Origin of the sequence: Beduini massiliensis, assembly GCF_000829905.1 — a bacterium.
GTDB lineage: Bacteria > Bacillota_I > Bacilli_A > Erysipelotrichales > Coprobacillaceae > Beduini > Beduini massiliensis.
The window spans coordinates 131305-151100 of sequence record NZ_CDPP01000002.1; the positions used below are offsets into that span (position 1 = coordinate 131305).

Here is a 19796-nt window from a genome sequence, read left to right on the forward strand (position 1 = left end):
TTTTTATTTTAATATAAAGCCGTAATTACCGGAACAACTTGTTTTTTACGTGAAATCACACCCGGCAATGTCGCTTGATGATCCACTAACTGACAATTAAATGCCTGTTCCACTAATTCTTCTTTTCCGGCTACAAACACTTCACTATTGGCATTAATAATATCGGTCACTAACAGCATGATGAAATCTAAACCATCTTTCTCAACCTTTTCATTCATATATGCCAGCATTTCTTCTTTTAAAGGTAAGAACCCGTCAATATCCATGCTGTTTACTTGTCCGACACCCACTTTATTGTCACCAAATTTGAATGGTTTATAATCTGCATTTAAGATTTCGGAAACCGTTTTTCCTTTTAATGAAGTTCCTGCTCTAAACATATCCATACCAAAGTCTTCAATTTTTACTCCGGCAATGTTCGCTAATTCTCTTGCCATTTGTTCATCAATCGGTGTACATGTCGGTGACTTAAATAACAACGTATCTGAGACGATTGCCCCTAACATTAATCCCGCCATTTCTTTAGTGATTTCTATTCCGTTTTCATGATACATTTTTGCTACAATCGTAGCTGTACATCCAACCGGTTCTCCACGGAAATATAATGGCGACATCGTCATAAAATCAGCAACACGATGGTGATCGATCACTTCTAAGATTTCTGCTTCTTCAATACCATCAACAGCTTGACCACGCTCATTATGATCGACTTGAATAATCTGTTTCTTTTCATCTACAATAACGTCATAACGACTCAGTGTTCCCAATACTTTATCATTGACATCCAATACCGGATAGTTATGATAACGTGTTTCTGTCATCACTTCTTTAACTTGGTCGATTGAATCTTCTACATGAACACAAGTAATGTTATCCGTATCCATAACATGACATACCGGAATTGCCTGTACGATAATCTGTGAAGCCATATAAGTATTATACGGCGTTAAAATGGTTGTGATATTCGCTTCTCGAATCTGTTTTGCCAATTCCTGACTTAATGGCAGATTCCCTGTCAGAACAATTAATCCTGCTTTATTTTGAATACACACTTCAATGGCAGAACGACGATCTCCACCGACTAATACAATATCTTTTTCTTGAATACGTTTTTTCATTTCCGCAGAAGACATTGAACCGATTTGCAGCTCTCCATAATAAGTATCTTCATTATTGCGATACAAGCATTTCGCTTCCAACACTTCAATAATGTTTTCCACAGGTGTTTTGCTTTCCGCTAAAATATTCGCATTCCATCCGCCCATATATCCTTCGATTAGGCTTGTTGAAGAAAGAATTCCCAATAATGTGGCATTCTTATCTACGATCGGTGCAGTCTTTAATGATTTTGCTTTCATGAGATCCCAAGCTGTTTTTAAAGTAAAGTCACTTGTAAACTTCACCACACGATCAAATTTTAAATCAGCCACGGTTTGTCTGACTGTTTTCAATAATTCCGGAGCCGGTACTTTAAATGTATCCAACACATATTGTGTTTCTAAACTGACATTCCCTAATCTTACTGGTTTTGCATCATATTTTTTTAATTGATTTACAAGGTTTGCATAAGCGATTGCAGAACAGATTGAATCTGTATCAGGATTTTTATGACCTGAAACGTATACTTTATTTGCCATTCTTCTTCCTCCTATATAGCATCTTTTTTTAAGTAACGGTAAATGGTGGGTTCAGACACCCCTAATTTATTGGCAACGAAAACCAACGCCCCCTTAACTTTGAAAGTTCCTTTTTCCTGCAGGAACTTCACGACTTTGATTTTTTCGTCAACCTTCAAGCGTTCGGGCAAGAAATAGCTTGGGAATCCCATTTCCTCCAACGCTTCTTTAATATATCTTTCAACCGTTTCATCCAGTGAATAAGATAAAACTTCGATAGGATTTTCTCGCCCAAATTCAGCCGGTGTCTCATCTTTGATTCCTAAGATTTTTTTCAATGTATCTTCAATGTAATTAAAGTCCGTAATATCAACATTGATACAAATCATTCCCACCGGTTCAGCGTTTTGTCCATCTTTTATAAAATAAGTAGCAGCTCGCAACAACTTGCCATCTGCACCGACTGTTTTATAGTTAAATACATAATCCTTGGTTAAATACTGCTTGTCATCTAATAAATGCACAGCTAAGCTGGATAACCCCGAATTCATATCCCTTCCGCTAATCTGTCCATTACATAAAGCAACGATTTCTTTATTCTTAGTCGTTAAGTCATGTAACGCAATCTCTACATTATCTCCTAAGGCTTCCCCCAAGAAGGCAACAAATTTAGCGTATGGCTCTAATATTGGATGCATATTTCCACACTCCTTTATCAACATTATAGACGAAATCCAATGTAATAACAATTTATTTTTTTAATAATAAAGACGTTAAAAGCAGGCATTTGCCTGCTTATAAAAAATCTTTCCACTGGTTGATATGTTCTTTTGATAAATTCAAAAACTGTTCACATAATGCTTTTGGTTTTTCCTCAATATCGGGATAATCATTGATCAAAGTTTGCATTGACATAATTGCCTGTGTACTTCCTTCAATCAACATTTTAGCGATCTTATGATCATCATTATTCATCATTGTTTTCATTTTTACCATTGATTTAAGCATCGCCGTTTCAAAAACATGCTTGTTTTCTTTATCTCGCTGATAATATTCAAGCTGTTCTTCCGCCTCTGCTTTCAACGCTTTATATGAACGTGCCTGTTCGATTAAAATCATTTTCAGCTTTTCATCTTCAACATTCTTCATGACCTCATCGCTGGCATTTATTCCCATATCAATCCCGGATACTAAACTTTCTAATACTTCAATATCATGTTCCATTTTTATCACCCACTATAGTTTGGGCGTTTCTAATCGTTTTATTACAGATTCATCAAACAATCTTTTAAAATCCAACCTACCTCATGATCCTTTATGATATAAGCATATTTTCCGTAAATATCAATGACATCAACCACATCATGAACTTCAACACTAACGTGGTAGTCAATATAATCATCCTTACAGTACCACTGATCATTTTCAACATATAAAAACTCATTTTTAATCGAAAGTTTTTCTCTATTATATACTTTCTGACAAAGAGAAAATTCATCTTGTTTTTCAAGTACGTTTACCTCATAATGAGGCCAAGTCACTTTATGATGATGACACACTCCCGGATAATAGGCTTTACTAATAGCAAAGCGTTTGAATGGACGTACGTATTGTGTCTGATAATCTTTATCGATTATCAAAGCATTCAGCTGACAAACAATTTTTACCCCAACACCGCCATCAATGCTGATCATGCGTTTATTTTCATCGATAATGATCCGATTATCAATATGATATAAATGATAGTTAGCGGCAGGCAGATGTCCTACTACCACATACTGTGATAACGGATGCTTCCCATTCATAAAATAGCGCTGTTCCAGCAATGAAGAAAGGCTGCTGTTTTCAACATCTAAACGATCCTCAATTCCCGCGTGAACAAAAATATGTTCCTTAGTTTTCAGCATTACGGCACAGGACTCAATAAAAGCCAGTTCCTCTTTCAAAAGCAGCTGTGCTAGAATTTTCAGCGTTGATTCTTCATATCGATGATAATCAATATCATATTTGCGAAATATTTCATGAAAAATACTATAACACACATTATTAAGATAATGCTTTAAATGAAAGGAATGATAAACCATATCTAAAACAGCCCATTCACAGTTTCCATTTAAAATATAGACATTCTTTTGTCTCGCTAAATCCTGCATGCGATGAACCGTTTCTAAGATTTGTTCCCCTTTTTCAACATAATCTCCAATAATAATCAAGTTATCTTGCGTCGAATAATCCACTTTATCAAGCAGCTGTTGAAATAAATCTAAATGACCATGAATATCGCTGATCGCAATCGTTCTTCCTGTTAATTGGGAAGAAATTATTTTTTTCTCCATAAAAAACAGCTTATTGCGCCTTTTTCGCATAAAACTGTTTTACTAATGTCTGAGTGGAACGAATATGGCGCTTGATCATTTCGCGTGCACTTTTTTTATCTTTATTCAAAATGGCTTCAAAGATTGCCTTATGTTCTTCCAATGCCGTATCTAATCGTTCCGGCTGAGAAATTGAATGACGTGAAGTGACAGATACATAATAGTTGATATCTTTTAATAATTGTGCAAAGTACTGAGAACGTGTTGACTGATAAATTGCATCATGATATTCAATATTTAAAGAAGCAATCTTTTTCTGATCATCTTTCATTGTATAAAATTCCATCAATTCAAAAATTTCCTTAATCTTGTTTAGATGGTCTTCATCCATACGATCAATTGCCAGTTCAATTGCCAACCCTTCCAACGCTAAACGGATTTCAAACATATCATCAATATCACGAGCACTAAAGCCAATGACATAAACCCCTTTGTTGGGAATACTGCGAACCAGTCCTTCAAGTTCCAACTGCTTTAATGCTTCTCGAATCGGTGTACGACTGATTTCCAGTTCCCTTGCCAAAGTCACTTCGTTTAATTTTTGTCCTTTAGCGTATTCTTCATTTAATATCTTATCTCTTAAAATTAAGAATGTGCGATTTCCTAATGACCCGCGTTCTTTTAAAATATTACTTTTTGTAGCTGTATCCATAGATTACCTCCCCGTTTGAATTTTATTGATAATGGCTTGAGTAAATTCTTTTGTTGTTGATAGACCACCGATGTCCGGAGTTGTTTTAACACCTTCTTTGACTACATCGTTTAGAGCTTTCGTTATTTGCTGTGCCGCATCGACTTGGCCTAATGCTTCCAACATCATGACAAAAGATAAGATCAATGCACTTGGATTTGCGATGTTCTTACCGGCAATATCCGGTGCGGACCCATGGGCTGCTTCATAAATATGATAATCATCTCCTATGTTTGCGCTAGGAGCAAACCCTAACCCGCCTACAAGCCCGGCACATAAATCTGAAATAATATCCCCATACAGATTCGGTGCTACCAATACATCATATTTTTCCGGATATAAGACGAGCTGCATACACATGTTGTCAACAATGATCTCCTGCGTTTGAATTTCCGGATAATCTTTAGCGACATCACGATAAGCTTCCAAAAAGAGTCCATCTGTTAATTTCATAATATTCGCTTTATGCACCGCTGTGACCTTATGACGATTGTGCTTTTGTGCATAATCAAAGGCATAACGGCAAATTCTTTCACTGGCTTTTCGCGTAATCAGTTTTACTCCATTTGCCATATTATCGTTTATTTTATATTCAATTCCTTTGTACAAGTCTTCTGTATTTTCACGAATGGTGACCAGATCAATATTCTCATAACGTGATGCAATCCCCGCTAATGATTTGACCGGACGAACATTCGCATAAGTTTCAAAGTATTGTCTCAATGCAACATTGACACTGCGAAAGCCGGTTCCAATCGGTGTTGCCGTTGGTCCCTTTAACGCCCATTTATATTCTTTAATCGCATCTAATAGACCCGGTTCAAACAATTCGCCATGAGCGGCGGCATAATCTGCTCCCGCCTGATAAGTCACCCATTCGATATCTAAACTCAATGCATTAGTGAGCTGAAGAATACTTTCTGATATTTCTTTGCCAATACCGTCTCCGGGAATCAACACTGCTTTCATATCTTTTGTCCTCCTGTTTCTTTGATCATATTCAATAGTCCGCCATACAACAGCATCTGCTTTTCTCTCTGACTTAGATTTAATGTGGCTTTTATGGTTTTTGACGTCGTTTTATTTAAGATCGTGACTTCCCGATCCTCATCCACACTCCCTTTAGCATCTATAAGTTCTATCTGATCCCCTTGAGAAATCAATGCATAGTCCTCTTTATTAATTACTAACGGCAATATTCCATTATTTATCAGATTAGATCGATGAATACGAGCAAAACTTACCGCAATCACCCCGCGAATATTTAAGTAGCTTGGCACTAACGCCGCATGTTCACGAGAAGAACCTTGCCCATAATTATCTCCGCCGACAATAAATCCTTGTTTAGCATGAATGGCACGATCATAAAATTCAGAATCCACTTTACTGAAAGCAAATTTAGCTAAATGTTCTACATTGGAACGATAAGGCAGTAATTTTGAATCAGAGGGCACAATATGATCCGTCGAAATATTATCTTCCACTTTCAATACCACTTCGCCGCTGATCACATCCGTAATCTTTTGACCACGTGGAACAGGTTTAATATTCGGTCCCATAATTACCTCCTGTTTTTGATCATATTCATTGATAAAGAAATGTGGATTTTTGATATAAGGGATATTGGGAATATCGGCTAAATACATATCCTCATCAAATTGATCGGACAAATATCCTTTGACTGCCGATAACGCCGCAACTTCAGGTGAAACCAAATATACATTTGCATCATTCGTACCACTTCGCCCTTTAAAGTTACGATTGATCGTGCGCAATGAGACTCCTTTGCTTTTAGGTGCCTGCCCCATTCCGATACAAGGTCCGCAGCCACATTCCAAAATTCTAGCTCCTGATTGAATCATCGCTGCTAATGCACCATTTTCAGCCAGCATCGCAAGAATACTGCTTGAACCCGGAGCAATAACCAAACTGACATGATCCGCTACCTTTCTGCCTTTTAATAAATGTGCCACTTTCATCATATCGGAAAAGGAAGAATTGGTACAACTGCCAATCACCACTTGATCAATCGACATTCCTTCTAATTGCCCGACCTCACAAACAGCATCCGGTGAATGCGGCTGTGCTACCAATGGGACTAATTTAGAAAGATCAATTTCAATTATCTCATCATAAACAGCGTCATCATCTGCTTTTAACTCTATATAATCTTCAGCACGTCCCTGCAAATAAAGATATTCATAGGTACGTTCATCACTTGGAAAGATAGAGGTCGTTGCCCCTAGTTCTGCTCCCATATTGCAAATTGTCGCTCTTTCCGTTAACGATAAAGAAGCTGCTCCGGTACCGGTATATTCAATGATTTTATTGACCCCGCCTTTAACACTTAATTTTCTTAATACCGCTAGAATAATATCTTTAGCACTTACCCAAGTCGGTTTTTCTCCCTTTAACACAACCTGCAAGACACTCGGACATGATAAATAATAAATCCCCGATGCCATTCCCACGGCAACATCCAAACCACCTGCTCCAATCGCAATCATGCCCATCGCTCCGCAAGTCGGTGTGTGAGAGTCTGATCCAATCAATGTTTTACCCGGTTTCGCAAAATTTTCCAAATGCAGCTGATGACATACCCCATTCCCCGGTTTAGAAAAAACAATCCCATGTTTTTTGGCGACCGAACGAATAAATTCATGGTCGTCCATATTTTCAAAACCTGTCTGCAGCATATTATGATCAATATAAGCAACTGCCTTTTCAACCGCTACATGATCAATTCCCATTGCTTCTAACTGTAAATAAGCCATGGTCCCCGTCGAATCTTGTGTTAATGTTTGATCTAATCGAATTCCTATTTCCTGACCAGGGACTAATTCCCCGGATACTAATTTAGAAGCTAAGATCTTATACGCTAAGTTCATAAAATGATCCCCCCATTATACATAATCCGTATTGTATACAATTATACATGATGTTTATTAAGAATACAATATAATTTTATTAATAATTTATGAAATTTAGATATATTAACTATATTTTTGTATTTAAAATACGAATATGAATTATTTAGTTCCCATTTTATGTATTTTAACTTTTTTTAACGAAACCTTAACATCTTTCTATTTATATTTATCTATTTTCTTAAAAGCCTTTTTTAAATTTATTGAAAATAAAAAGAATGGCAAGCCCACCTTGCCATCCCCTTATCTAAAGTTTTCTAATTCAATTTTTGCGTTAGATGTCTGAACATCCAATCTCAATAATTCTCCCTGATCATTGAAATCCAATTCACCTCTGTTATCATAGCGAATACCATCAATAACGACTTTTGAGTTGCTTGTTTTATAGCGAACATGTTTAGCCAAATCATTATTTCTTAAGGTACAGCTGATCTTTGCATTCGTTGTTTTTATTCTCCCTTCTAAAAACAGGACATCTTCCATTATGATCTTAGCATTGGTCGTCTGTACTTTTAATTGTTTTGCCAGGACATCTTCCATCACGATCTTTGCATTAGAAGTAATAGCTTCCAAAATTTCACTATCTATATTATTTAAACGAATTGGCGCATTTGTTGTTTTTAAATGAAGCTCTCTGATTTTCATATTATTGACTGTAATCGAACTGCATGTCGTCGCTAAACGAACCGGTGCTGTTTGAACTTTATCATTTCCTTCGCTAATATCAATTTTTGCGTTTGTTGTGACAATGGAAGTCTCTAAATCATAACTTGTCGGAATTCTCACATATAATTTGCGCGATTTAATTTCCAAATCAAAATTAAAATCAAAATCGAACAAACGTTTATCATCTCCTCGATTGTAGCGAACAACAAACCCAGGTCCCACTGAGATGGATGATTTAATCTGTTTTATCTTAAATACGCCGTCAATTGTTTTGACTAAATAATCTTGTTTAAAACGTTTATCTACTTTCACACTGATTCCGCTGATCGTGTCATCATACACTACTTCTACAGAAGTATTGCGCAGGTCCATTTCCAATCCCGCAAGATCATTTGTGGTCACTGCGATTTCTCTTGTGGAAATATCGATATTTTCTTGTGATAAGCCTTGAGTGATCTCTTCTACCAGCAAGTCCAAATCTCCTAATTGCTCAATGATTTCAGATTCGCTCATGCCAAAATCTAAGGCTTCATCGATATAGCCATCATAATATTGAACTAAAGAGGCGGTCTCTTCACGATTGACTTTAGCACTTAGCTTTGCTTCCAAAATATCTAAAAATTCTTGTTTACTCATTTGTATATCCTCCTTCTAGGATTTTATCCACACTTTTCGTAAATTGTTTCCATTCTTTTTTCATTGTTTCCAAATAATCTGTTCCTTTGGAAGTAATTAAATAATATTTTCTAGCTCTGCCAGCCTCACTTGTTTTTGTGTATGTTTCCAATAAACCGTCTTTTTCTAATCTTCTCAGCAATGGATATAAAGTGTTTTCATTAATATCCATCAATTTGGACATTTCTACCTTGAGACCATATCCATACATTTCATTCTTCGATATGGCCGCTAATACACAAATATCTAACACTCCTTTTTTAAATTGAGTATCCATCGTCCTCACCTACTCTCTTTATTACTCATTATACACTTACACCAAGCTAACTGACAACTTATTCTCTTGATAGATGTCCATCTCCTTCCCGTATCTGTGTAATACACATCTATGTGTCAAACACAGTATAACATATCACTGTGTATTACACAATATATAAATTAAAATTTATTTTTGTTACAATAAGGACTATGTGAGGTGAGAAAAATGCTTTTACAATGCAGTAATATTTCAAAGTCTTTTGGAACTACAGCCATATTAAAAGATATTACTTTTAAAATAGAAAATAACGAAAAAATCGCAATCGTAGGTGTCAATGGTGCAGGAAAGTCCACTTTAATGCGCATTATTTCCAATCAGGAAAGCTTTGACAGCGGAGAAATTTATAAAGCAAAAGGAACGACAATCGGCTATTTAACCCAAGAAAGCAATCTTCATTTAACGGAAACGATTTATTCGGAAATGATCAAAGTATTTGAACCCATTATTTTAATGGAAAATCGAATGCGCGAATTAGAAAGCCAAATGAGCCAGACACAACAGTTAGATACGATTATGAAAGAGTATGATGAATTAACTCATCGTTTCAGTGAATTAGACGGATACAGCTATCAAAGCCGAATCAAAGGGGTATTAAAAGGATTGGGTTTTACTGAAAATGATTTTAATTTAAACATTCAGTCTTTATCCGGCGGGCAGAAAACACGAGTATCTCTTGCCAAATTATTATTGCTTCAGCCCACGCTTTTATTGTTGGATGAACCGACGAACCATTTAGATACAAAAGCGATCATGTGGTTGGAAACTTATTTAAAAAACTATAACCACGCTGTGGTGATTATCAGTCATGATCGCTATTTTATCGATCAGGTCTGTACCTCTATCTTAGAGGTTGAACATGGGAAATCAAAACTCTTTCGTGGCAATTATAGTTTTTACGTGCGTACCCGTACAAAAGACAAAGAAGTAGAAATGAAACATTACGAAAATCAACAGCGAATAATAAAAAAACAAGAAGAAAGCATCCAATTACTACGTTCATACAATCGTGAAAAATCGATTAAACGGGCAATGAGTAAAGAAAAGCAGTTAGAAAAAATGGAGAAGATGGATAAACCGGAAAGTGACCCGGAAACTATTCGACTTCGCTTCCACCCCCAGATTCAAAGCGGCTATAATGTATTACAGCTTGAAAATCTAAGTTATCGCTATGATCAGGAATGGCTGTTTCAAAATCTCAGCTTAGATGTGAAAAGAGGCGAACGAATCGCCTTAATCGGTCCAAACGGAATAGGAAAAACCACTCTTTTTAAACTGATCTTACAGCAACTCTCACCAAGTGATGGAAAAATTACCTTTGGCACCCATGTTGAAACGGCCTACTATGATCAGGAGCATACGTCACTGCATCCACTTAAATCGATTTTTAACGAAATTCAAGATGAATACCCAAAAATGAATAATACCCAAGTACGTAATATCCTAGCTTCATTTCAATTTAAGAATGATGACGTATTTAAGGAAATACAAATGTTAAGCGGAGGTGAAAAAGGTCGTGTCGTTTTAGCAAAGCTGATTTTAACGAATGCGAATCTGCTGATTTTGGACGAACCGACAAACCATTTAGATATTGCTTCAAAAGAGATACTTGAAGAAGCCCTTTTGGAATTTGAAGGAACGGTATTATTTATCAGCCATGATCGTTATTTCATTAATAAGATTGCTACTCGTATCGTGGAAATGACACCGAAAGAATTGATTAATTTCCCAGGCAATTATGATCACTATATCGAACAGATCAGCAATCAAAAAGTGGAAGTCAAAAAAGAAACCAATTATTTTGAACATAAAGCTAAACAGACGATTGATCGTAAAAAACAAAATGAAATCCGAAAAATTGAGCAGACTATCTCAAAGTTGGAGAAAAAGATCCAAGATCTTAACGATTTGCTTCATTTAGATGAATATGTTAATGATTATGTGAAGTACAATGAATTAACTGCTCAAATTGAAGAATATGAAACCCAGTTACTAGAAATGATGGATCAATGGGAGGCGGCTTCTTCTAACTAAAAAATTCCATGACCAATTAAAGATCATGGAAACGTATTCTATTATTTTTATAATATAATCATTCATATTGTACACTTTATGAATGCATGTTATTTCGGTCATGAAAAGATGTTTTTAAAACAAACAAAAGATATAAAGTTGCTTAAATTAGCATTTGACTTTACATAGAATATGTGATTGAATAAACTTGTAATAAGAATCTATAAATCATTCAAGAAGTGTACAACTTGATTGTATACGATGTCGGTCAGATAGAAAGGAGTATGACATGAACGAAAATCTTCATTTAATTAATTGTGTTGCTAACGATTTAAACTGTGAATATCTCTCAGACTTACATGCTCCTAAATTATTGAATTCAATTAAAAAGATTATTGGCAATTATGCTGCTGAGGACTTTACTTTAAAGGACTGGCAAGATACCGTCAATTACATTCTGGATAGTAACCAGATATTTGAATCTTGCCAAGAGGCAAAAGAGTTCCTGCTTCACTATTAAAAAAATCAATCGGTATGGCTGTAAAGCCCTACCGATTTTATTTTTTACTTTCGATAAAACGATTAGCCAGCTTATAAACCTGCTGTACTTCCTTAGTCGAAAGATCCCAAGCTGATAACTCATCAGAAACACGTTCACCATGTTTTTTACTGATATCTCTTAAAGCATTGCCAATTGATTTTCGTACATAGAGACTATTATCTTGACGATGTGCCGACAACAGCTTAATTGCCACATCCGGATGATCCTTAAAATAAGGTCGGCTTGTCCAAACCCTTAATCCTTCAGAAGCGGCTCTGCGTACATTAGCACAATCATTATTCAGCCACTCCTCAATTAATGGAAGTGCCGTTTCATAACCTATTATTTTGCAATGACTATCAAATGCCATTGCCAAAATTTCCTGCACTTTCCAATTTTCGTGCTGACTAACACGCTCTTTTAGAAAGGTTAATGCCCATGGGAATTCATGCGCACTATACCCTAGCAGAAAAATTCCGACTTCCTGAATCGGATAATGTTCAGAAGCATAAAGTCGAAGTCCCATTTCACTACATTCTTTCATTGAATGAGATTGATAATATTTTTTTGCTTCTTCTTTTACCAATTTTAAGTTTTCCTTCACCAATAATATTTCAGATAAGTACGCTATGTATGCTTCCATAATCTCATTTTCCCTTCCCTTAGATACTAAACCAATTATAACACAATCTCCAGCCAAATTTGAGTTAGCAAAAAAGACATTGAGCCCAATGTCTTAATTTTATTTTTTCAGTTCTTTCTTTAAGTCTAACAAAGCAGCAAACGGTGAATCCTCAATCGTTGTTTTTGTTTCTGCTTTTTGTTTTTGCAGATATTTTTTCACATCGCTCTTGCCTGCTGCACCTTTTTTATCCTCTCGCTCTTTCTTAAAAGCATTCATATGCTGACGATACCCACAGTTCTTACAAACGAACATTTGGCTTTCCTTTTTACCGACTAACTCCATCTTCTTATGACAGTTAGGACATCGAGCATTGGTTACAATAGACAGCGTTTGTTTGTATTTGCACTCACGATTTGAACATACCAACATCTTTCCTTTTTTACCATTTACCTCTAACAATGGTTCTCCACATTCAGGACATTTTTTACTTGTGATATTATCATGTTTGAACTTTCCTTCACTGCTTTCAATTTCTTCTACAACACTATGGGTATATTTCTCAATGTCTTTAATAAATTGATTTGATTTTCTTTCGTTCTTCGCTATTTTCGCTAATTCCAATTCCCATTTCGCGGTTAGTTCCGGTGATCTTAAATCATTGGGAACCAACTGCAAGAGTTGTCTTCCTTTTGCGGTAACATGAATTTCTTGTCCTCTTTTTTCAATAAGAAAGGTATTAAATAACTTTTCAATGATATCCGCACGTGTCGCTACAGTTCCAAGTCCACCGGTCGCACTCAATGTCGTATTCAGCTGTTTTGAACTGCTTTTCATATAACGTACCGGGTTTTCCATGGCAGATAACAGCGTTGCTTCAGTAAAATAAGCAGGCGGCTGTGTTTTACCTGTCGTTTTTTCCCATTGGTCCACCTGCATGGATTGTCCTTTTTTCAGAGGCGGCAACGATTGTTCATCCTCTTCTTCCTCTTCATCATGGTAACGTCCGTAAACCTCTTTCCATCCTACTGCTTTTTCTACTTTTCCTCTTGCCATGAACGTTTCGTTTCCACTTTTCGCAACAAGCGTTGTTTGTTCATATTCATATGGGGGCAGTAAAACAGCAAGAAAACGTTTTAATACCAAGTCATAAATTTTTCTTTCGCGGTCATCAAAACTTCCAATATAAGCACTTTGTTCAGTCGGTATGATGGCATGATGATCACTTACCTTACTGTTATTTACAAAATGGGATTGCTTCTTTATCGGCTGTTTTAAAATCTTTTGAATTGCGCTGTCATAGTCACCGCCACGGCTGGCTTCTAAACGCTCTTTTATCGTCGGTACGATATCATCGGTCAAATAACGTGAATCCGTTCTTGGATAAGTTAAAACCTTATGATATTCATATAAACTTTGCATAACTGCTAATGTTTCCTTAGCAGAAAAACCATATAACTTATTCGCATCTCTTTGTAATTCTGTAAGGTCATAAAGCAAAGGCGCATATTTCTTTTTAGAGGTTTTACTGATCTCCGTGATTTCTAAAGATTGATTTTCTAATTTAGAAAGTGTTTGATTCACCTTTTCTTCATCAAATACATGTGTTTCATTCTTTGTTGTACGCCAGCTCCAGCGAATTCCCATAGCTTTTGCAACAATGCCATAATAAGGTTTAGGTACAAACTGGCGAATCTGATCTTCTTGAGCTGCAATCATCGCTAATGTCGGGGTTTGTACACGACCACACGCTAACTGCGCATTATATTTACAAGTTAAAGCGCGTGTTGCATTGATCCCAACCAGCCAATCCGCAACGCTGCGGCTATAGGCACTGTGAAATAGTGATTCATAGGCACGGGCATCTTTTAAATGCTTAAATCCTTCGGAAATTGCTTTATCGGTAACAGAAGATATCCACAAACGCTTTAATGGTTTTTTAATCCCTGCTTTTTGAATAATCCAACGTGCTACCAATTCCCCTTCACGCCCAGCATCTGTCGCAATCACAATATCCTGAACATCATTTCTGTTCATTTGACTTTGTACTGCTTTAAATTGTTTGGCCGTTTGACCAATCACCACTAAGGACATGCGGTCAGGTATGATAGGCAAATCTTTTAAATCCCAATCTTTATAGCGCTTATCATATTTTTCCGGATCGGCTAATGTAACTAAATGCCCTAAAGCCCAAGTTACAATATAGCGATTTCCTTCTAATGCTCCATTCAACTTTTTATTACATCCCAATACTCTGGCAATATCTCTGCCAACAGAGGGTTTCTCTGCTAAAACTAATGTTTTGGCCATCTTTCCACCTCATTTCCTCATTATTTTATCATTGTTTTCATCATGACGCCAGCTATAAACAAAATAAAGCAGTGAAACACCGCTTTACTCATTTAATTGATAAAATTCCTTTAATTCTGCTTTCTTTTCGTTACTCAAATCTTTCTTTTTAATTCCTTCAACAGCTGCCTCGATACCATAAAGAAGATGAATACAGGCTCCCGGATCTATAGATGTTTTAATCCGTAACCAAGCTTCCTTACTGCCAATCATGCTTAATTCTTCCGCATCATGAATGCCTACTTCTTCCAACTGACGAGCCGTTTCTTTCCCAATATTCGGTAATGCTGACAATTTCATAATTCCCCTCCTCTAGTGCATTTTTGTTCTCATCAAATACGATAATAAGATTTCGTTAAATACATAAAACAATACTTGTTCATCTAACAGTCCGACTTTTGACGCAGCCGGATTTGGCAGGCATACCATTACATCATGACGGAGTAATGAAAAGTTTTCGGGGTTCATAGTGATAACGAATGCCGGTACTGCTCTGTTTTTTAGTAATGCCCCATAAACTTTGGCATGATCCTTTACAGAATAGATAATCACCAAATCTTCTTTATTTAGGTTCTTAAATTGTGCCGCAAAATAATCACGATTCGTATAGACCGCAAAATCCAAATCCAGTAATGTCGCTCGTATCGCTAAATGCTGGGGAGGCAAAGCAGATTCGTTATAACCGAAGACCTTTATTTTATTGGAATGCCAAATTCTTTTGGCAATGGTCTCAATCATATCAGAATCCAATTCTTCAATTAAGGCAGAAAGACATTCTATATAACCATGTCCGATAATCTCTGCCGGCGTATGAGCTTCCTGTGTCTTTACTCCGCCGGTAAAAATAATCCTTGATAATTCATATCGCAATTCACTATATCCACAATAACCTAATTTCTTTGAAAAACGTATAAGCGCTGATTTTGAAATCCCCATTTTATTTGTGAAATCATTCATATCCTGACGACAGAATTTCTTTGGATACTCTAAAATATAATCAGCAATTTCCTTATCTTTTTTCGTTAATTCATTATAATGAATATGAATATTTTCTAGTACGTTCATGCTAACACCTCTATTTATATTTATTTTACCATAAACAGTACATAAAGCATTATAAAATTAATTTTAGTTATTATTGAAATATATTTTAATAAGCAGTATATTGAAATAAAGGAGTGTGGTATTATGAGTTTTAAAGAGAGTTTTCTTTGGGGTGGTGCTAGTGCTGCCAGTCAAGTGGAGGGCGGATTAACACACCGTGGTTTAGCAACCTACGATTTTATGACAGCAGGTAATAAAAATACCCCTAGAAAGGTTTCGATTATCTTAAAAGATGGAACAAAAGATTTTGTTTATAACTTTAGAAAAGATGATCTTCCCGTCGGTGCCCAGATCGAATTAAATGACCAGCTTTATTATCCCAGCCATGAAGCAATTGATTTTTATGGACATTATAAAGAAGATATTGCCTTAATGGCAGAAATGGGATTCAAGTGTTATCGTATGTCATTAGCTTGGACTCGCATTTATCCTAACGGTGATGATGCCCTTCCCAGTGAAGAGGGACTACAGTTTTATGATGATGTTTTTGATGAATGTTTGAAATATGGAATTGAACCAATGGTGACTACTGTCCATTTTGATTATCCTTTTCATTTGTCTAAAAAATTAGGTGGATGGATTAATCGCGCATCTATTGATTACTATTTAAAATACTGTTTTACTATTTTTACTCGATATCAGCATAAAGTAAAATATTGGTTGACATTTAATGAAATCAATTTATTATTAAACAATGGTTATCGCTCTCTTGGTTTTTGCAGCAGCAATGAACAAGAACGTTATCAAGCCTTGCATCATATTTTTGTTGCCTCTGCAAAAGCTGTCGCACTGGCAAGAAGTATCAATCCAAAATTTAAAATTGGTATGATGCTTGCCAATATTATGAGTTATCCCGAAACCTGCAATCCAAAAGATCAGCTATACTGTATGGAAACGGCACGAATGACACGCTATTTTTATACAGATATTCAATGTCGCGGGGAATACCCAGCCTATGTCTTAAACGCAATCAAGAAAAAAGGCATTGACCTCATAATGGAAGAAAGTGATCGAAAATCCTTAAAAAATGGGACTGTCGATTTTATCGGTTTCAGCTATTATAATACGAGTGTTGCAACTACAAGAAAAGACAAAAAAGTTACTGAAGGTAATCAGATGATGGCAGTTGAAAATCCCTATCTTGAAAAGTCAGAGTGGGGATGGACAATTGATCCTATAGGATTGAGACTCTCATTAAATGACCTATATAGCCGTTACCAATTACCATTGATGATCGTCGAAAACGGATTAGGGACTATAGATACGCCTAATGAAAGCGGACAAATCATTGATGATTATCGCATCAACTATCTGCGTCAACATCTAATGCAAATGAAAATTGCTGTTGAAGAAGATGGCGTTGATTTAATGGGTTATACACTCTGGGGACCAATCGACCTCATTTCATCCGGAACCGGAGAAATGAGTAAACGTTATGGTTTGGTCTATGTCGATTTGGACGATGAAGGCAATGGGACCAAAAAAAGAATAAAGAAAAAATCATTTGACTGGTATAAAGAAGTGATTCAATCAAATGGGGAGATATTGGAATAGAAAAAGGAATTAAAATGCATAAATAATAATTGATACAGTTTTTCTCTATACAAAAACGTACTCAAATGTGTATCAGATTGTGAACGAGGGGATACTCGAAAAGGAGTATTCCTTTTTTCTCTCAAAAAATGGAGGATAAAATATTGCAATAAAAAAGTTAAGAACTAAGAAATAGTAAAAAATATACTTAAATACATCCTCTTATCGATTAAAATTTTTCAAGACATGAAAAGCTCTTTTAAGAGTGTCAGAAACATCAAAAAGTTATTTGCAGTCTAAACTGGAACTCTTTTTTTGATAAGCAAAAGAAAAAGGACTATAACGATCTAAATAGTTGAAACACTACTTATTCGTTACAGTCCCTTTTTCATTGAATCTTCAATTTTTGCCCAGGATATATTAAATCAGGATTTTCTAACTGATTAAGCTTAGCTAAGTCCTGATAAGTGGTATTAAACCGCATTGCTATTTCACTTAATACATCTCCGCTTTGCACAATGTAGAACTCCTCTTTAATTTCGTGAATATCGCCATCATTGATAAAGCACATGCCATTATTAATTAAATAAGGGTTATTTGTTCCTTCATAAATAGCGGTAATGATTCCCTCTTTTATATCCGGCACTAGTGCTTCACCCATTGGCGGCCAGCCGATTTTTGAAGTCGAAGAGGCATAGCAGCTTCCAAAGGTGACATAATCTCCGATTTTATATTTTGAGTAAAACGGAGTTGGATCAACAGACGGTTGTCCCACTTTAACATATTGATCCCAAGCTAGCCCATCCCCATAAAAAATATTACAATCCAAATTACCTTCATAACCGTCTAAACGACCGCAAGAAGTAAATTGCCACATCGCATAAAACGGCCAATGACAAATCGCAGGTTCGGCTCCTCTATTGGCTGAGTCATAATTATAAACCGGATCATATCCTTTATATTTTGCGACCCATAAGCCGTAGCCTGCTTTTGCCACATCCGTCCAATCATAAGCATTTACTACACTTTCAGACATATAAATCATTGGTTTTACATTCATTTTACTTTCAACGATTTGCAGCCATTTTAATGCCCATCCTACATCTTCAACGGCATCTTCCCAATCTAAAATAGGAATACCTTTTCCAAAATAGCCTTTTGTATGGTTGATAAAATAGTCAGCTTCTATTTCCGCTGAATACATACTGTTTCTGGCAAAATGATAAAAGCCGACCTTTTTATTTAGATCATTCGCTTTTTGAAAATGCAGATCACAGCAGGGGTTAATATAACCGACCCCTTCCGTAGCCTTAACAATTACAAAATCACAATTAATCCGGCTAAGATCCAACTTATCTTGCCAGCTTGAAATATCAATCCCCAATAAACTCATAAACACTCCTCCTTTTAATCATTTAAGATTTTTTGTAAAGTGACATACGCTTCTTTAATATACTTTATAATTGCCATCCCCACTGTTAAAAGAATGGTCGCTACAGAAATCACTTCGCTAAGATCATTTTGACTGAATCCCGTGATATTAACGAGTAAATCTACGGATATCACTAATAATAATGTACCAACTACTAAAACAACAAATTGTATTAATCCTTTTCTTAGCTTAATCCAGCTAAAATGCTGTTTAGCGTTCACAATATTTTGATATAAGCTTAATGTTGTGTTTGCCAGATAAGCCAAACCAAATACTCCATAAACGACTACTACTTGATGTAAATCCGCTATCATTATTTTTCCCACATACAACCTCCTATCGAATAGATAGATCTTTGATTTCTTCATCCATTTTTGTGATCATGCCATTACCGCCCAAATCATGATAAGCATTATACATCATGACCCAGTTTTCATAGGCATAACTTGGAATCTCCAACATTTCCATATAATGGTCATGGTATTGAATGAGCTGTACTCTTAATAAACAGCACAATGCTTCTTTAATGGCGCTTTCTTTTGTCAGGTTTACTTGTTTTCTATTTTCTCGCAAGCGCTTGTTGTCTTTATAGAGCTGTTGGATTAGAAAACTTAGAAGCCCAACCGAAAAACTCACTGCGCCTGTGATAAAGTAATTCATCGTTTTCCCTTCCTAAAACAAAAGGAATCGTTTAATCCGATTCCTTGTTTTGCTGTTCATATTCTTTTTGCATCGCTTCTTGATATTGCTGTTGTTCTTGTTTAATGGCTTCTTCGCTCATCAATGTTAATTCTCGATCTAAATCTTTAATAAGCATTTCTAATACCGTGACTGGTAATTCCTGTAATGCTGAATTTAATGCCGACATAATATTTTGTCTTGTTTCTTGAATAATAAAATTACTTCCTTTTTGTATCATAATTTTTTTGCTCCTTT

At 35.9% G+C, this 19796-nt stretch carries 20 protein-coding genes; 3 read left to right on the forward strand and 17 right to left on the reverse strand.

Annotated elements, in window-relative coordinates:
• Window positions 1–8 precede the first annotated feature (8 nt).
• The 9 genes from BN1225_RS00645 to BN1225_RS00685 form a co-directional block, all read right to left on the reverse strand.
• Window positions 9–1637: a putative manganese-dependent inorganic diphosphatase gene (locus BN1225_RS00645; RefSeq protein ID WP_041137900.1), complete on the reverse strand. Its 1629-nt coding sequence runs from the start codon at window positions 1635–1637 to the stop codon at window positions 9–11.
• 11 nt (window positions 1638–1648) lie between these two features.
• On the reverse strand, window positions 1649–2314 hold the full coding sequence (locus BN1225_RS00650) for a helix-turn-helix transcriptional regulator (RefSeq protein ID WP_041137901.1): 666 nt from the start codon (window positions 2312–2314) through the stop codon (window positions 1649–1651).
• Window positions 2315–2411: 97 nt separating this feature from the next.
• On the reverse strand, window positions 2412–2840 hold the full coding sequence (locus BN1225_RS00655) for a DUF2383 domain-containing protein (protein ID WP_041137902.1): 429 nt from the start codon (window positions 2838–2840) through the stop codon (window positions 2412–2414).
• A 41-nt stretch (window positions 2841–2881) separates the two neighbouring features.
• Window positions 2882–3952, reverse strand: coding sequence for a metallophosphoesterase (locus tag BN1225_RS00660; RefSeq protein ID WP_041137903.1), 1071 nt, complete (start codon window positions 3950–3952; stop codon window positions 2882–2884).
• Between the two features lie 10 nt (window positions 3953–3962).
• The gene (locus BN1225_RS00665) at window positions 3963–4643 is read right to left on the reverse strand and encodes a GntR family transcriptional regulator (protein WP_041137904.1); all 681 of its coding nucleotides are present in this window, start codon (window positions 4641–4643) and stop codon (window positions 3963–3965) included.
• A 3-nt stretch (window positions 4644–4646) separates the two neighbouring features.
• The gene (locus BN1225_RS00670) at window positions 4647–5651 is read right to left on the reverse strand and encodes an isocitrate/isopropylmalate dehydrogenase family protein (protein ID WP_041137905.1); all 1005 of its coding nucleotides are present in this window, start codon (window positions 5649–5651) and stop codon (window positions 4647–4649) included.
• Window positions 5648–7570: an aconitate hydratase gene (locus tag BN1225_RS00675; protein WP_041137906.1), complete on the reverse strand. Its 1923-nt coding sequence runs from the start codon at window positions 7568–7570 to the stop codon at window positions 5648–5650. Before BN1225_RS00675 ends, BN1225_RS00670 begins: the two co-directional genes overlap by 4 nt.
• Before the next feature lie 282 nt (window positions 7571–7852).
• Window positions 7853–8911 (reverse strand): HAAS signaling domain-containing protein, encoded by a 1059-nt coding sequence (locus tag BN1225_RS00680; protein ID WP_041137907.1) that lies wholly within the window; start codon window positions 8909–8911, stop codon window positions 7853–7855.
• Window positions 8904–9227 carry a PadR family transcriptional regulator gene (locus BN1225_RS00685; protein WP_041137908.1) on the reverse strand — a complete coding sequence of 108 codons (324 nt, stop codon included), beginning with the start codon at window positions 9225–9227 and terminating at the stop codon, window positions 8904–8906. Before BN1225_RS00685 ends, BN1225_RS00680 begins: the two co-directional genes overlap by 8 nt.
• Before the next feature lie 207 nt (window positions 9228–9434).
• Between BN1225_RS00685 and BN1225_RS00690 the strand changes: the two genes are divergently transcribed.
• Together BN1225_RS00690 and BN1225_RS00695 are read left to right on the forward strand one after the other, a co-directional pair.
• Window positions 9435–11300: an ABC-F family ATP-binding cassette domain-containing protein gene (locus BN1225_RS00690; RefSeq protein ID WP_041137909.1), complete on the forward strand. Its 1866-nt coding sequence runs from the start codon at window positions 9435–9437 to the stop codon at window positions 11298–11300.
• A 268-nt stretch (window positions 11301–11568) separates the two neighbouring features.
• Window positions 11569–11799, forward strand: coding sequence for a hypothetical protein (locus BN1225_RS00695; RefSeq protein ID WP_041137910.1), 231 nt, complete (start codon window positions 11569–11571; stop codon window positions 11797–11799).
• A 37-nt stretch (window positions 11800–11836) separates the two neighbouring features.
• Here BN1225_RS00695 and BN1225_RS00700 read toward each other — a convergent pair whose 3' ends face one another.
• The 4 genes from BN1225_RS00700 to BN1225_RS00715 all read right to left on the reverse strand — a co-directional run bounded on the left by BN1225_RS00700 (window position 11837) and on the right by BN1225_RS00715 (window position 15856).
• Window positions 11837–12463 carry a DNA alkylation repair protein gene (locus tag BN1225_RS00700; RefSeq protein WP_041137911.1) on the reverse strand — a complete coding sequence of 209 codons (627 nt, stop codon included), beginning with the start codon at window positions 12461–12463 and terminating at the stop codon, window positions 11837–11839.
• Between the two features lie 99 nt (window positions 12464–12562).
• Window positions 12563–14752, reverse strand: coding sequence for a DNA topoisomerase 3 (locus tag BN1225_RS00705; RefSeq protein ID WP_041137912.1), 2190 nt, complete (start codon window positions 14750–14752; stop codon window positions 12563–12565).
• Between the two features lie 84 nt (window positions 14753–14836).
• Complete coding sequence (locus BN1225_RS00710) at window positions 14837–15091, reverse strand: TfoX/Sxy family protein (protein ID WP_317621619.1); 255 nt, start codon at window positions 15089–15091, stop codon at window positions 14837–14839.
• A gap of 12 nt (window positions 15092–15103) precedes the next feature.
• Entirely contained in the window at window positions 15104–15856 is a 753-nt protein-coding gene (locus BN1225_RS00715; protein ID WP_041137914.1) for a MurR/RpiR family transcriptional regulator, read from the reverse strand.
• Window positions 15857–15979: 123 nt separating this feature from the next.
• On the opposite strand from BN1225_RS00715, the gene BN1225_RS00720 reads away from it, so the two are divergent.
• Window positions 15980–17449, forward strand: coding sequence for a family 1 glycosylhydrolase (locus BN1225_RS00720; protein ID WP_041137915.1), 1470 nt, complete (start codon window positions 15980–15982; stop codon window positions 17447–17449).
• A 367-nt stretch (window positions 17450–17816) separates the two neighbouring features.
• Here BN1225_RS00720 and BN1225_RS13940 read toward each other — a convergent pair whose 3' ends face one another.
• The 4 genes from BN1225_RS13940 to BN1225_RS00740 are packed head-to-tail and all read right to left on the reverse strand — an operon-like array spanning window position 17817 to window position 19779.
• Entirely contained in the window at window positions 17817–18821 is a 1005-nt protein-coding gene (locus BN1225_RS13940; protein WP_052466166.1) for a GH25 family lysozyme, read from the reverse strand.
• A 14-nt stretch (window positions 18822–18835) separates the two neighbouring features.
• Window positions 18836–19186 carry a hypothetical protein gene (locus tag BN1225_RS00730; RefSeq protein ID WP_041137916.1) on the reverse strand — a complete coding sequence of 117 codons (351 nt, stop codon included), beginning with the start codon at window positions 19184–19186 and terminating at the stop codon, window positions 18836–18838.
• A 10-nt stretch (window positions 19187–19196) separates the two neighbouring features.
• Window positions 19197–19520 (reverse strand): hypothetical protein, encoded by a 324-nt coding sequence (locus tag BN1225_RS00735; RefSeq protein WP_041137917.1) that lies wholly within the window; start codon window positions 19518–19520, stop codon window positions 19197–19199.
• A gap of 31 nt (window positions 19521–19551) precedes the next feature.
• Window positions 19552–19779, reverse strand: a complete 228-nt coding sequence (locus BN1225_RS00740) for a hypothetical protein (RefSeq protein ID WP_041137918.1) — start codon at window positions 19777–19779, stop codon at window positions 19552–19554.
• Window positions 19780–19796: the final 17 nt, after the last annotated feature.

Excerpts from the sequence above, each read along its gene's own strand:
- BN1225_RS00645 (WP_041137900.1), bottom strand. The coding sequence starts at position 1,637 with ATGGCAAATAAAGTATACGTTTCAGGTCATAAAAATCCTGATACAGAT.
- BN1225_RS00650 (WP_041137901.1), bottom strand. The coding sequence starts at position 2,314 with ATGCATCCAATATTAGAGCCATACGCTAAATTTGTTGCCTTCTTGGGG.
- BN1225_RS00655 (WP_041137902.1), bottom strand. The coding sequence starts at position 2,840 with ATGGAACATGATATTGAAGTATTAGAAAGTTTAGTATCCGGGATTGAT.
- BN1225_RS00660 (WP_041137903.1), bottom strand. The coding sequence starts at position 3,952 with ATGGAGAAAAAAATAATTTCTTCCCAATTAACAGGAAGAACGATTGCG.
- BN1225_RS00665 (WP_041137904.1), bottom strand. The coding sequence starts at position 4,643 with ATGGATACAGCTACAAAAAGTAATATTTTAAAAGAACGCGGGTCATTA.
- BN1225_RS00670 (WP_041137905.1), bottom strand. The coding sequence starts at position 5,651 with ATGAAAGCAGTGTTGATTCCCGGAGACGGTATTGGCAAAGAAATATCA.
- BN1225_RS00675 (WP_041137906.1), bottom strand. The coding sequence starts at position 7,570 with ATGAACTTAGCGTATAAGATCTTAGCTTCTAAATTAGTATCCGGGGAA.
- BN1225_RS00680 (WP_041137907.1), bottom strand. The coding sequence starts at position 8,911 with ATGAGTAAACAAGAATTTTTAGATATTTTGGAAGCAAAGCTAAGTGCT.
- BN1225_RS00685 (WP_041137908.1), bottom strand. The coding sequence starts at position 9,227 with ATGGATACTCAATTTAAAAAAGGAGTGTTAGATATTTGTGTATTAGCG.
- BN1225_RS00690 (WP_041137909.1), top strand. The coding sequence starts at position 9,435 with ATGCTTTTACAATGCAGTAATATTTCAAAGTCTTTTGGAACTACAGCC.
- BN1225_RS00695 (WP_041137910.1), top strand. The coding sequence starts at position 11,569 with ATGAACGAAAATCTTCATTTAATTAATTGTGTTGCTAACGATTTAAAC.
- BN1225_RS00700 (WP_041137911.1), bottom strand. The coding sequence starts at position 12,463 with ATGGAAGCATACATAGCGTACTTATCTGAAATATTATTGGTGAAGGAA.
- BN1225_RS00705 (WP_041137912.1), bottom strand. The coding sequence starts at position 14,752 with ATGGCCAAAACATTAGTTTTAGCAGAGAAACCCTCTGTTGGCAGAGAT.
- BN1225_RS00710 (WP_317621619.1), bottom strand. The coding sequence starts at position 15,091 with ATGAAATTGTCAGCATTACCGAATATTGGGAAAGAAACGGCTCGTCAG.
- BN1225_RS00715 (WP_041137914.1), bottom strand. The coding sequence starts at position 15,856 with ATGAACGTACTAGAAAATATTCATATTCATTATAATGAATTAACGAAA.
- BN1225_RS00720 (WP_041137915.1), top strand. The coding sequence starts at position 15,980 with ATGAGTTTTAAAGAGAGTTTTCTTTGGGGTGGTGCTAGTGCTGCCAGT.
- BN1225_RS13940 (WP_052466166.1), bottom strand. The coding sequence starts at position 18,821 with ATGAGTTTATTGGGGATTGATATTTCAAGCTGGCAAGATAAGTTGGAT.
- BN1225_RS00735 (WP_041137917.1), bottom strand. The coding sequence starts at position 19,520 with ATGAATTACTTTATCACAGGCGCAGTGAGTTTTTCGGTTGGGCTTCTA.
- BN1225_RS00740 (WP_041137918.1), bottom strand. The coding sequence starts at position 19,779 with ATGATACAAAAAGGAAGTAATTTTATTATTCAAGAAACAAGACAAAAT.